Here is a 12639-nt window from a genome sequence, read left to right as displayed (position 1 = left end):
CGTTATCAGCCCGTCCCCGAACTGCTCAAGCAGCTCTTTCGGGATTTTCGGTAATTCTCGTGGCGCTTGGCGCGCGGGTTTCTTTTTGGTTGGCATACATGCACCTCTTGCTCATGTTATGCCCGAACACAAAATTTCTGACACCCCCAATTGCCCCAACAAAATCAAATGGATAAGCTCACCCCCCAAAAAAAACCAACCTCACCCCCGAACCGCATCCAACATCCCCCGCTCCACAATGAAATCAATCACCGCCTGCACCCCATGCCCCGTCTTGAGATTGGTAAACGCCCAGGGCCGCTCAGGCCGCATCCGCTGGGTATCGCGCTCCATCACCTCCAGCGAGGCGCCCACATAAGGCGCCAGGTCAATCTTGTTGATCACCAGAAAATCCGACTTGGTAATCCCTGGCCCGCCCTTGCGTGGAATCTTCTCCCCTTCAGCCACATCAATCACGTACACCGTCAAATCCGCCAGCTCCGGGCTAAACGTCGCACTCAGATTATCCCCGCCACTTTCCACAAAAATCACTTCAAGATTGCCGAACTTGCGCGCCAGTTCCTCCACCGCCGCCAGGTTCATCGAGGCATCCTCGCGAATCGCCGTGTGCGGGCACCCGCCCGTCTCCACCCCGACAATCCGCTCCGGCGCCAAGGCCCCCGCTTCGGTCAGGATGCGCTGGTCTTCCTTGGTGTAGATGTCATTGGTCACCACCGCGATTTCATAGCGATCACGCATGGCCTTGCACAGCACTTCCAGCAGTGCCGTCTTGCCCGAACCTACCGGGCCACCGACACCAACACGCAGGGGTTGCTTGTAACTTTGCATAAGGCTCTCCTCAGGATCGGAACAATCGGGTGTATTGGGTTTCATGACAGGACGAGGCAATCGCCAGCAACGGCAAGCCTCCACCAAGCGCTTCATCCGGCAACTGCAAGGCACACTCCAGCACCGCCGGCATCTCGGCACTGAGGTCGCGCAACAAACTCTGCGCCGCCTGCTGACCAAAAGGCACCAACTTGACCCCGGCCATCACCGCACCTTCCAGCCACGCAAAACCGTGGCCCAGGGCAAGGTCACGCAAGGCAATCTCCCAGTGCGCCGCCAGCCAGGCCATGCCGCCCAACTGGCTCATCTCCAGGCTCGAACGCCACTGCGGCCCCTGCCCCAGCTGCCAGCCATCGAGCAGGCGCATCAGGGCCATGCCGCGCTGACGCTCCTCCAGACGCAACTCCGCCGTTTCACGGTTAGCCAGAAGAAAGCGGCTCCAACGCGCGAACGTGTCGGCGTCCTCAGCCACACAGGCGTGATAAAGGCGCGCCAGCACCGGCCAGTCGAGGTAGCCCAAGGTGTCCTGCAACTGCTCACGCTGCCAGGCACGAAAACCTTCCACGCCCTGTACCCAGCCCGCCTCCACCGCCCACTCCAGGCCCTGCGAATAGGTGAAGCCACCCACCGGCAGATTCGGGCTGGTCAGCTGCAACAGGCGCAGCAGTTTCAGGTCGACACTCATCAGCCGGCAAAGACCAACGCCGCGCCCGCCAACAGACCGCCACCGGCGATCTTCTGCAGACGCTCATGCCGACGCAGCAGGCAGCCCAGTGCAAAACCTACCGCCAGCAATGCACCGCTGACCGTGACAAAGCCGGCGCTGAACAACCAGAACGCACCCGGGCTGGCTTCAACGCCATGGGCCCAACCGTGGAACAGGGCAAACAACGGCATCGCCAGCGCCAGCAACACCTGACGCTGCGGCATCAACAAGGCCACCGCCGCCACGACCAACGAGCCGAGAATCATGTTCTCCATGCCCAGCACATCGCCGAACAGGTGCCCGAGAAAGGCCCCAGCAAACATCGCCGCCAAGGTGCACAGCGGCAACGTCAAGGTCCGACCGGTCAGGGCCGCGAGGATCCCGGTACCGAGCAGCATCAGCAGGTGATCAAGCCCGGTCAACGGGTGCAGCAGCCCGTCCTGCAGGGGATTGCTGTCATGACCCGGATGAGCAAACGCCGGCACGGCGATCAACAGCAAGGCAAGGGCGAACAGTTTTTTCATGGCAGAAACTCCAGGGGAAAATCAGTGGGCGTGGTGACCGGCAACACGTACAAAACGATGCTCGTGGCTGGGCGCATGGCTGTGCGGTGCACTCTGGTAGGCGCCCGCTTCCGGCTCGAACGGGGCCTGTTCGATAACCACCGTCAAGCCCAACCCGCGCACCATGTCATCGAGCACATAGTCATGCTGATAGCGCACAAACCCCGCACCGATCTCCAGCGGTACATGGCGATTGCCCAAGTGATAACAGGCCCGCGCCAGCAGCAATGCATCAGCGCAGCGCACCGTGGACACCTGCTCATCCGCCGCCACCACGCGAATCACTTCGCCGCCCTGCGCGTCCGTCAGCAACTCGCCGCCACGGATCAGCTGGCCGCGCTCCAGCATCAGGCCCGCTTCGCGGCCATCGTCCAGGGTGACGCGCACCCGGCTCTTGATGCGTGTATCCAGGTCGAGGGTGACCGTGCCGCTGATGGACGCGGCCTCGCTCGCCCGTAAGGTCAAGAGGATCATCTCGTCTCCTTCAGAACAGAAAATAACGCTGGGCCATCGGCAGCACGCTGGCCGGCTCGCACACCAGCAGCTCGCCGTTGGCGCGCACTTCATAGGTTTGCGCGTCCACCTCGATGGTCGGCAGCAGGCCGTTGTGCACCATGTCGGGCTTGCGCACCGTGCGACAGCCGCTGACGGTGCCGATCAGGCTGCGCAGGCCCAGTTGCTGGTGCACGCCGCGCTGCACCGCCGCTTGCGAAAGGAAGGTCATGCGCGTGGCATTGCGCGCCGCCCCCAGCGCCCCGAACATCGGCCGGTAATGCACCGGCTGCGGGGTGGGGATCGAGCCGTTGATGTCGCCCATCGCGGCCATGGCGATCATCCCGCCCTTGATCACCAGCGCCGGTTTCACGGCAAAGAATGCCGGCGCCCAGAGCACCAGATCAGCCAACTTGCCGGCCTCCACCGAGCCCACTTCATGGGCGATGCCATGGGTCAGCGCCGGGTTGATGGTGTACTTGGCGATGTAGCGCTTGACCCGGAAGTTGTCGCTGCGCGCCGTGTCCGGTGCCAGCGGCCCACGGCGCAGTTTCATCTGGTGCGCGACCTGCCAGGTGCGCAGCACCACCTCGCCCACCCGGCCCATGGCCTGGGAGTCGGAAGAGGTCATGGAGAACGCGCCCAGGTCGTGAAGGATGTCTTCGGCAGCAATGGTCTCGCGGCGAATGCGCGACTCGGCAAACGCCACGTCCTCGGGAATGCTGGTGTCCAGGTGATGGCAAACCATCAGCATGTCCAGATGCTCATCCACGGTATTGATGGTGTAGGGCAGCGTCGGGTTGGTCGAAGACGGCAGCACGTTGGCGAAGCCCGCTGCGCGGATGATGTCCGGCGCATGCCCGCCACCCGCCCCCTCAGTGTGGAAGGTATGAATGGTGCGATCACCAATGGCGGCCAGGGTGTCCTCGATGCAGCCCGATTCGTTCAACGTGTCGCTGTGCAAGGCGACCTGCACATCGTGCTCTTCGGCCACGCTCAGGCAACAGTCGATGGCGGCCGGTGTCGAACCCCAGTCTTCATGCAGCTTGAGCCCGACCGCGCCGGCCTCGATCTGCTCGCGCAAGCCCTCGGGCCGCGAGGCGTTGCCCTTGCCCAGCAGGCCGATGTTGATCGGCAGTTCATCCGCCGCCTGCAACATGCGCGCGAGGTACCACGGGCCGGAAGTGCAGGTGGTGGCGTTGGTGCCAGTGGCAGGCCCGGTGCCGCCACCAATGAATGTGGTGATGCCGGAGGTCAGCGCCTCCTCCACCTGCTGCGGGCAGATGAAGTGGATGTGCGAGTCAATGCCGCCAGCAGTGACGATCTTGCCTTCGGCGGCAATCACTTCGGTGGCAGGCCCGACCGGCAGGGTTACGCCGGGCTGCACATCAGGGTTGCCGGCCTTGCCGATGCCGAAGATGCGCCCGTTCTTTACGCCGATGTCAGCCTTGACTATGCCCCAGTGATCGATGATCAGCGCGTTGGTCAGCACCAGGTCCATCGCCTCGGCTGCGCGCATCTGGCCCTGGCCCATGCCGTCACGGATGACCTTGCCGCCGCCGAACTTGACCTCCTCGCCATACAGCGTGAAGTCCTTCTCCACCTCTACCCACAGCTCGGTGTCGGCCAGGCGTACGCGATCGCCCACGGTCGGGCCGAACATGTCGGCATAGGCCTGACGGGAAATTCGGCTCATGCCAGCGCCTCCAGCGGACCCATGACCTTGCCCTGGAAGCCATAGACTTCACGCTTGCCGGCATAAGCCACCAACTGCACGCTGCGCGACTGCCCCGGTTCGAACCGCACCGCCGTGCCGGCCGGGATGTCCAGGCGAAAGCCAAGGGTCGGCGCACGGTCGAACACCAACGCGGCATTGACCTCGTAAAAGTGATAATGCGAGCCCACCTGCACCGGGCGGTCACCGTGGTTGGCGACACTGACGCTGATCGGTTCACGGCCGGCATTGAGCTCGATGTCGCCATCGGCGACCTGTATTTCTCCGGGAATCATGCGGTTCTCCTGCGGCGCTCAGATGATCGGGTCATGCACGGTGACCAGCTTGGTCCCGTCGGGAAACGTCGCTTCGACCTGCACGTCGGGGATCATTTCGGCAACCCCCTCCATCACCTGGTCACGCCGCAGGACTTCACGGCCCAGGCTCATCAACTCGGCCACCGTGCGCCCGTCCCGGGCACCTTCAAGCACCGCCGCGCTGATCAATGCCACGGCTTCCGGGTAGTTGAGCTTCAAGCCGCGATCACGGCGGCGCTCGGCAAGCAACGCGGCAGTGAACAGCAGCAACTTGTCTTTTTCTCTCGGGGTCAGCTCCATCGGTGCTCTCTCAGGTGGCCCAGATGCGCGGCGGGCATGGCGCCAGGCCGAGGATGGCCGGGCGCAGGCAATACCAGATGCGTTGCAGGGTGGTTTGCAGGCGTTGGTTGTCGTTATCCAAAAGACGTACCACCAGCAGCGGCCCGAGCAAGGTGGCGCCGGCTGGCAGCGGCAGGCCCGCAAGTAGTTCGCGCACCTGATCGAGCAATTCGGGCGTCGCCGGCGCCGCGCAGAACGTGGCTTGCAAGGGGTGGCCGGCGAGCTTGTCGAGGCGACCGCCCTCGATGCGCAGGCGCTCGTGCAGGCCGAGGTCGTCGGGCAGGTCGATGTGCAGGCGGCTGTCGAGGGCGCCGTGGCTGAAGGTTTCGCCCATGACCGGGCGGCCCAGGCACAAGGTTTCCCAGGCCAGCAGGCGCGCGCCGGGGGCCAGGCTGAAGCGGCTCTCCAGCGCCACGCGGGCACCGGGGAAGCAGATGCTGCCGGGGGGCAGCCATTCCAGTGTGCTGCCTTCGCCCAGGTGAAAATGCTGCTTGAGCACCGAGGTCGGGCCGGCGCTGCGGTAGAACTTGGTGGCGCCAGGCATGGTCAGCAGCGCGTGGCTGCCAGGCTCCAGGTGAATGTCCAGGGCCAGGCGATCGCCACCGACCACGCCGCCGGGTGGATGCAGCACGTAGACGTGACAGGGCGCGCCTTCCGGATAGAAGGGTCGCTGCACCAAAAGAGGTCCGAAATGCCGGCGCGCACCAAGACGGGTCCGGGTTTCGCACTGGACGAAACGCAACATCAGCTCGGCATTCCAGCCGGCGTCTGCCTGTTCTGCACGCTGTGGTTCGGGAAGCGTCATGCCACCAGGCCCCAATGGGTACTGCATCGGTCGAAGGAAACGGAAGGCCTGACCGGTTGATCAAGAATCCCTTCAAGATGCAGTGCACATTGCGGGCCAACGCAAAAAATGCCCAATGAAAGTGCAAGGGGCAAAGATGAAACTTTTCAGTGTTGCGTAGTCGGCGTCATGCGCCCTTGTCGCGCTAGCCGACCGGCAGGCTGTAGCGTTCGGCAAAGTACTGGCGCATGAATTCGACCGCCACGCGCACCTTCGCCGAGCTGGCCAGCGGCGAGGTGTACACCGCCCAGATGTCTGCCGGCTGGTGATAGTCCTCGAGCACCTGCGCCAGCCGCCCCTCGTTCAGGCTGTCGTGCACATCCCAGTAGGAGCGCAGCAAAATGCCGCGCCCATCCAGGCACCACTGGTGGGCCACTTCGCCATGGTTGGTCGACAGGCCGCCAGTGACCCGCACGCTCTCTTCACCCTGCGGCCCTTCCAGGTGCCAGACACCAAAGGGATGGTCGCGCTCCTTGATCACCAGGCAATCGTGGTTGCTCAATTCCGCCAGGCTGCGCGGCGTACCGTGCTGCGCCAGGTAACCCGGCGCGGCGCACAGCACGCGCCGATTGCGCGCCAGCGGCTTGGCGATCAGGTGCGGGGCAATGGCATTGCCGACGCGGATATCCAGGTCGACCCCCTCCTCGATCAGATCAACAAGGCGATCATGCACGTCCAGGCGGATATCCAGCTGCGGGTAACGCTCGGCCAGCTCCGACAGGGCCGGCGCAACAAAGCGCCGGCCCAGGCCCAGGCTGCTGGCGATGCGCAGCTGCCCCTCCGGCTCGCGGTGCTGCGCACTGATGTCATCGCCCATGCGCTGCACGGCTTCGAATATCTGCATCGCCCACTGGTAGACCCGCTCGCCCTCCTCGCTTACCGACACCCGTCGCGTGGTGCGGTGCAGCAGACGTACGCCAAGGTCTTGCTCAAGCAGGCGGATGCGTTTGCTGATGAACGCCGCCGACATTCCCAGTTGCTCGGCCACGGCGGCAAAGCTGGAACGCTTGGCCACCTGGACGAAGATATTCAGGTCTTCAAGATTGGGCAGATTATTCACGATACGTGCACTAAGAATTCATGATGACGGAGATTATCTCCGGATGATCGCCTTATAGCATGCGCACATCGGTTCCCCAAACAAACAACGAGTGCGCCCCCCATGAGCAAGACATTCAGAATCGCCGCCATCCCGGGTGACGGCATCGGCAACGAAGTCCTCCCTGAAGGTATCCGCGTAGTCGAAGCCGCTGCGCGCAAGCACGGCTTGGACCTGCAGATTGAATACTTCGAGTGGGCCAGCTGTGACTACTACCTGGAACACGGCAGCATGATGCCGCCCGACTGGTTCGAACAACTCAAGGGCTTCGATGCCCTGTACTTCGGCGCCGTCGGCTGGCCAGACAAGGTGCCGGACCACATTTCGCTGTGGGGTTCGCTGCTCAAGTTCCGCCGCGACTTCGACCAGTACGTGAACATTCGCCCGGTGCGCCTGTTCCCCGGCGTGCCCTGCCCGCTGGCCGGGCGCAAGCCGGGCGACATCGATTTCGTGGTGATCCGCGAGAACACCGAAGGCGAGTACTCCTCGCTGGGCGGGCGCATGTTCGAAGGCACCGAGAACGAGTTCGTGCTGCAGGAGTCGGTGTTCACCCGCCGTGGCGTCGACCGCATCCTCAAGTACGCCTTCGAGGTCGCCCAGACCCGTGAGCGCAAGCACGTCACCTCGGCCACCAAGTCCAACGGCATGGCCGTGAGCATGCCGTACTGGGATGAGCGCACCGCCGCCATGGCCGCCAACTACCCGGATATCAGCTGGGACAAGCAGCACATCGACATCCTCTGCGCACGTTTCGTGCTGCAACCGGAGCGCTTCGATGTGGTGGTGGCTTCCAACCTGTTCGGCGACATCCTCTCCGACCTCGGCCCGGCCTGCGCCGGCACCATCGGCATCGCGCCATCGGCCAACCTCAACCCGGAGCGCAAGTTCCCGTCGTTGTTCGAACCGGTACACGGCTCGGCCCCGGACATCTTCGGCAAGAACATCGCCAACCCGATCGCGATGATCTGGTCCGGTGCGCTGATGCTTGAATTCCTCGGCAAGGACGGCGACGACGCCCGCTACCAGGCGGCCCACGACGACATCCTCAAAGCCATCGAGCAGGTCATCGCCAGCGGCGCAACCACCCGCGACATGGGCGGCAGTGCCTCGACCCAGCAAGTCGGCCAGGCCATCGTCGAGCTGATCGGCGCCTGAGCAACACCGCCGGCTGTCCAGATTGTCGGACAACCGGCGGTTGCCCTCTTGCAGTCCACACGAATTATCTGCAAACTGTTAACCGAAAGACTCATGTTAACTTTTAGTTAACGATCCACGGACGGACAGGAGACAACACCACCGGCACTACCCCGGCCTGACCTTGCGCTGCGCCTGGGCCACGCACCAAGTACTCCAACGCTGCAGGAGACGTTTGATGTCGCACAACAATAAAAAGATTGATGTATTCCTGATTACCGTAAGCCTGATTGCCGTACTGCTGACCGTTATCGGTCTGGCGGCGTTTCCTGGCGAAGCAGAACACGCTGCCAACCAATTGTTCGAAGTGGCCACCCGCACCTTCGGCACCAGTGTCCAGGTGCTGGTGTTCGGCAGCTCCCTGGCGGTGCTGTACCTTGCCTTCAGCAAGTACGGCAACATCCGCTTCGGCAGCGGCAAGCCGGAATATTCCACGGCCACCTGGGTATTCATGTTCATCTGCGCCGGCATGGGGTCCTCGACCCTGTACTGGGGTGTGATGGAGTGGGCCTACTACTACCAGACCCCCGGCCTGAACATCGCCGCGCAATCCGCGCAGGCGCTGGAATACAGCGTCAGCTACTCGTTCTTCCACTGGGGCATCAGCGCCTGGTCGATCTATGCCCTGGCCTCGCTGGCCATGGCCTATCACTTCCACGTGCGCAAGAAGAGCGGCCTGAACCTGGCCTCGATTGTCGAAGCGGTGACCGGCTTTAAAGCCACCGGCCCGATCGGTCGCGCGGTCGACCTGATCTTCCTGCTGACCATGATGGGCGCGCTGACCGTATCGCTGGCCCTGACGGCTTCGACGCTGACCCGTGGCCTCTCCGTCCTTGCCGGCACCCCGGACACCTTCACCGTGCAACTGATGGTGATCGGCGCCGTGGCCATCCTGTTCTCGCTCAGCTCCTACATCGGTATCGATGGCGGCCTACAACGCCTGAGCAAGATGGTCTGCATCGGCGCGCTGGTATTCGCCGGCGTGGTGCTGCTGGTCGGCCCGACCCAGTTCACCCTGAACAACACCGCCAACTCCATTGGCCTGATGTTCCAGAACTACGTACGCATGAGCCTTTTCACCGACCCGGCCGGCGACGGCGCGTTCACCCGCAACTGGACGGTGTTCTATTGGCTGTGGTGGGTGTCCTACGCCCCGGGCGTGGCGATGTTCGTGACCCGCGTGTCGCGCGGTCGCCAGCTCAAGGAAGTGGTCTTCGCCCTGCTCGCGGGCGGTAGCGTCGGCTGCTGGTTCTTCTTTGGCGCGCTGGAAAGCTACAGCATGCACCAGTTCATCAGCGGTGCCGTGGATGTGCCGAAGATCCTCACCGAAAGCGGCGGCGAAGCGGCGGTAGGCGCCCTGCTCAGTGCCTTGCCGATGGGCAAGGTGTTCCTCGCCGTGTACCTGTTCATCATGGCGGTGTTCTGCGCCTCGCACATGGACGCGGCAGCCTATGCCGTTGCCGCCACCAGCACCCGCAACCTGCGCGAAGGCGACGACCCCAGCCCGACCCACCGGCTGTTCTGGTGCGTGGTGCTGACCCTGGTGCCGCTGGCCATGCTGTTCGCCAAGGCTTCGCTGTCGACCATGAAAACCGCCGTGGTGCTCACCGCTATCCCGTTCATGGTGATCCTGCTGATCAAGATCTACGGCTTCTTCAAGTGGATGGTCCAGGACTACGGCACGATGCCCGCCCACCTCATCGAGGAACAAGCCGCTCGCCTGGCCGGCGAGCAGCCTGAGGAAAAACCGGTCGCCCCGGTCGCTGTCGCGGCCCGGTAACGCCCGACCCTCCCGCAGTGCCTGCAAGGAAGCAGGCAACGGGATATTTTTTTGCCCAGCTTGTTAACCAATAGATACTCGTTAACCAATAAGTAAAAAGCGCGTCAACCGCTGACCGCGCTTGTGAGGAGATACGCATGAACGATTTCCAACGCCTGCCTGCCGACTTCTGCGCCAGCGCCGATGAGGCCTTTACCATTCCGGCCAAGTTCTACACCGACAAGGCCGTGTTCGAACACGAGAAGGAAAGCATCTTCGCCCGCAGCTGGATCTGTATCGGCCATCGCAGTGAAGTGGCCGAGAACAACGCCTACATCACCCGTGAAGTGATCGGCGAAAGCATCATCGTGGTACGCGGTCGCGACAGCGTCCTGCGCGCCTTCTACAACGTTTGCCCGCACCGTGGCCACCAGTTGCTCCAGGGCAGCGGCAAGGCCAAGAACGTCATCACCTGCCCTTACCACGCCTGGGCCTTCAAGCTCGACGGCGACCTGGCCCACGCGCGCAACTGCGAGAACGTGGCCAATTTCGACAAGGACAACTCCAGCCTGGTGCAACTGCGCGTCGAGGAATACGCAGGTTTCATCTACATCAACATGGACATGCAAGCCGGCCCGGTCGAGGAGCAACTGCCAGGCCTGGCCGCGCGCATGCGCGAAGCCTGCGCGGTGATCGATGACCTGCAACTGGCCGCACGCTTTGTCAGCGACACCCCGGCCAACTGGAAATCCATCGTCGACAACTACCTCGAGTGCTACCACTGCGCCCCGGCGCACCCTGGGTTCTCCGACTCGGTGGACGTCGGCCAGTACAGCCACAGCATGCACGGCAACTGGACCCTGCAATACGGGCTGGCCAAGCCGTCCGAGCAATCGTTCAGCTTTGATGAAAGCGTCAAGGACCCCTCCTTCGCCGGCTTCTGGGCCTGGCCGTGCACCATGTTCAACGTGCCACCAGGGGCGAACTTCATGACCGTGATCTACGAGTTCCCGGTCGATGCCGAAACCACCCTGCAGCACTACGACGTCTACTTCCTCAACAAGGACATCACCGCGGATCAGCAGAAGCTGATCGACTGGTACCGCGAAGTGTTCCGCCCGGAAGACCTGCGCCTGGTAGAAAGCGTGCAGAAAGGCCTGAAGTCCCGTGGCTATCGTGGCCAGGGCCGGATCATGGCCGACCGCGAGCGTAGCGGCATGAGCGAGCACGGCATTGCCCACTTCCACAACCTGATCGCCGTCGCCCACCTCGACGCTTGATAAGCCCCGCCCCCGGCGCCCGCCGCCGGGGGTGACAACGGAGTACCTTGCGTGAAGCTCAACGATTCCCGATTGTTCCGCCAGCAGGCCTATATCGCCGGGGCCTGGTGTGATGCCGCCGATGGACGCCGGGTCGAGGTCAGCGACCCGGCCAACGGCGAGCTGCTCGGCAGCGTACCGCTGATGGGCGCTGCCGAGGCCGTTCAGGCCATCGAAGCGGCCGAAGCCGCGCTGCAAGACTGGCGTGGGCGTACCGCCAAGGAGCGCGCGCAGGTGCTGCGCCGCTGGTTCGAGTTGCTGCTCGAACACGAGAACGACCTCGCCCAACTGATGACTTTCGAGCAGGGCAAACCCCTGCATGAAGCCCTGGGCGAAATCCGCTACGCCGCCTCCTTCGTCGAATGGTTCGCCGAGGAAGGCAAACGCGTCTACGGCGACGTCATTCCAAGCCCCTCCAGCGACAAGCGCCTGCTGGTGGTCAAGCAAGGCATCGGCGTGTGCACGGCGATTACCCCGTGGAACTTCCCGGCCGCGATGATCACCCGCAAGGTCGCCCCGGCGCTGGCTGCCGGGTGCACCATCGTGGTCAAGCCGGCCAACGAAACGCCGTTCTGCGCCCTGGCCCTGGCTGAGCTTGCCGAGCGCGCTGGCGTGCCGGCTGGCGTATTCAGCGTGGTGACCGGCGACGCGCCGGCAATTGGTGCGCAGTTCACCGGTCACCCTGCCGTGCGCAAGCTGAGCTTTACCGGCTCGACGCCGATTGGCCGCCTGCTGATGGCGCAGTGCGCCGAGACAATCAAGAAAGTCTCGCTGGAGCTGGGCGGCAACGCACCGTTCATTGTCTTCGACGACGCCGATATCGACGCCGCCGTGGAAGGCGCAGTGATCGCCAAGTACCGCAATGCCGGGCAAACCTGCGTGTGCGTGAACCGCTTCTACGTGCACGACAGCGTCTATGCGCAGTTCACCGAACGTTTCGTCGAGCGTGTGAAAGCTCTCGGCGTCGGCCATGGCACCGCCAGCGGCACGCAGATTGGCCCGCTGATCAGTGACAAGGCGGTGGCCAAGGTCCGCAGCCTGATCGACGACGCCGTCGGCAAGGGCGCGCAGCTGGTGCTTGGCGGTCAGGCCCATGCCCTGGGCGGCAACTTCTTCGAGCCGACCGTGCTTGCCGGAATTCGCCCGGGCATGGAGCTGCTGGAAGAGGAGATCTTCGGCCCGGTCGCGGCCATCGTGCGCTTCAGCAGCGACGACGAAGTGATCGCCCAGGCCAACGCCACGCTGTATGGCCTGGCCGCGTACTTCTACAGCCGCGACATCGCCCGCGTGTTCAAGGTCGCCGAGCGTCTTGAGTACGGCATGGTCGGCATCAACACCGGGCTGATCTCCAACGAGGTCGCGCCGTTTGGTGGCGTCAAGCAGTCCGGCCTGGGCCGTGAAGGCTCCAAGTACGGCATCGAAGACTATCTGGAAATCAAGTACCTGTGCCTGGCGGTCTGAGCCG

General features: G+C 63.5%; 13 protein-coding genes. 4 read left to right on the top strand and 9 right to left on the bottom strand.

The features are described from left to right. Positions 1-201: 201 nt before the first annotated feature. The 9 genes from ureG to M5G11_RS17455 form a co-directional block, all read right to left on the bottom strand. Positions 202-828, bottom strand: coding sequence for an urease accessory protein UreG (ureG, locus tag M5G11_RS17495; protein ID WP_273910641.1), 627 nt, complete (start codon positions 826-828; stop codon positions 202-204). Positions 829-838: 10 nt separating this feature from the next. Then, positions 839-1513 carry an urease accessory protein UreF gene (locus tag M5G11_RS17490; RefSeq protein ID WP_273910642.1) on the bottom strand — a complete coding sequence of 225 codons (675 nt, stop codon included), beginning with the start codon at positions 1511-1513 and terminating at the stop codon, positions 839-841. After that, positions 1513-2058 (bottom strand): HupE/UreJ family protein, encoded by a 546-nt coding sequence (locus M5G11_RS17485; protein WP_273910643.1) that lies wholly within the window; start codon positions 2056-2058, stop codon positions 1513-1515. Before M5G11_RS17485 ends, M5G11_RS17490 begins: the two co-directional genes overlap by 1 nt. A 21-nt stretch (positions 2059-2079) precedes the next feature. Next, entirely contained in the window at positions 2080-2571 is a 492-nt protein-coding gene (gene ureE, locus M5G11_RS17480) for an urease accessory protein UreE (protein ID WP_273910644.1), read from the bottom strand. Between the two features lie 10 nt (positions 2572-2581). Continuing rightward, the gene (gene ureC / locus M5G11_RS17475) at positions 2582-4285 is read right to left on the bottom strand and encodes an urease subunit alpha (RefSeq protein ID WP_273910646.1); all 1704 of its coding nucleotides are present in this window, start codon (positions 4283-4285) and stop codon (positions 2582-2584) included. Then, positions 4282-4599 carry an urease subunit beta gene (locus tag M5G11_RS17470; protein ID WP_273910647.1) on the bottom strand — a complete coding sequence of 106 codons (318 nt, stop codon included), beginning with the start codon at positions 4597-4599 and terminating at the stop codon, positions 4282-4284. Before M5G11_RS17470 ends, ureC begins: the two co-directional genes overlap by 4 nt. 18 nt (positions 4600-4617) lie before the next feature. Next, positions 4618-4920, bottom strand: a complete 303-nt coding sequence (locus tag M5G11_RS17465) for an urease subunit gamma (RefSeq protein WP_273910649.1) — start codon at positions 4918-4920, stop codon at positions 4618-4620. A 10-nt stretch (positions 4921-4930) separates the two neighbouring features. Continuing rightward, positions 4931-5764 carry an urease accessory protein UreD gene (locus M5G11_RS17460; protein ID WP_273910651.1) on the bottom strand — a complete coding sequence of 278 codons (834 nt, stop codon included), beginning with the start codon at positions 5762-5764 and terminating at the stop codon, positions 4931-4933. 184 nt (positions 5765-5948) lie between these two features. Further along, a complete protein-coding gene (locus tag M5G11_RS17455) occupies positions 5949-6863 on the bottom strand; it encodes a LysR substrate-binding domain-containing protein (RefSeq protein ID WP_273910652.1) in 915 nt (304 codons plus the stop codon). Between the two features lie 102 nt (positions 6864-6965). Between M5G11_RS17455 and M5G11_RS17450 the strand changes: the two genes are divergently transcribed. The 4 genes from M5G11_RS17450 to M5G11_RS17435 all read left to right on the top strand — a co-directional run bounded on the left by M5G11_RS17450 (position 6966) and on the right by M5G11_RS17435 (position 12635). Then, positions 6966-8057, top strand: a complete 1092-nt coding sequence (locus M5G11_RS17450) for a tartrate dehydrogenase (RefSeq protein ID WP_273910654.1) — start codon at positions 6966-6968, stop codon at positions 8055-8057. A 217-nt stretch (positions 8058-8274) separates the two neighbouring features. Next, positions 8275-9876 (top strand): BCCT family transporter, encoded by a 1602-nt coding sequence (locus M5G11_RS17445; protein ID WP_273910655.1) that lies wholly within the window; start codon positions 8275-8277, stop codon positions 9874-9876. 137 nt (positions 9877-10013) lie between these two features. Continuing rightward, positions 10014-11135: an aromatic ring-hydroxylating oxygenase subunit alpha gene (locus M5G11_RS17440; RefSeq protein ID WP_273910656.1), complete on the top strand. Its 1122-nt coding sequence runs from the start codon at positions 10014-10016 to the stop codon at positions 11133-11135. A 51-nt stretch (positions 11136-11186) separates the two neighbouring features. Beyond that, a complete protein-coding gene (locus M5G11_RS17435) occupies positions 11187-12635 on the top strand; it encodes an NAD-dependent succinate-semialdehyde dehydrogenase (protein WP_273910657.1) in 1449 nt (482 codons plus the stop codon). Positions 12636-12639: the final 4 nt, after the last annotated feature.

Origin of the sequence: Pseudomonas fontis, from assembly GCF_028656955.1 — a bacterium.
In the GTDB taxonomy this organism is placed as follows: Bacteria; Pseudomonadota; Gammaproteobacteria; order Pseudomonadales; family Pseudomonadaceae; genus Aquipseudomonas; species Aquipseudomonas fontis.
Note: the sequence above shows the minus strand (reverse complement) of the source record. Positions and strands in the feature narration are given on the sequence as shown.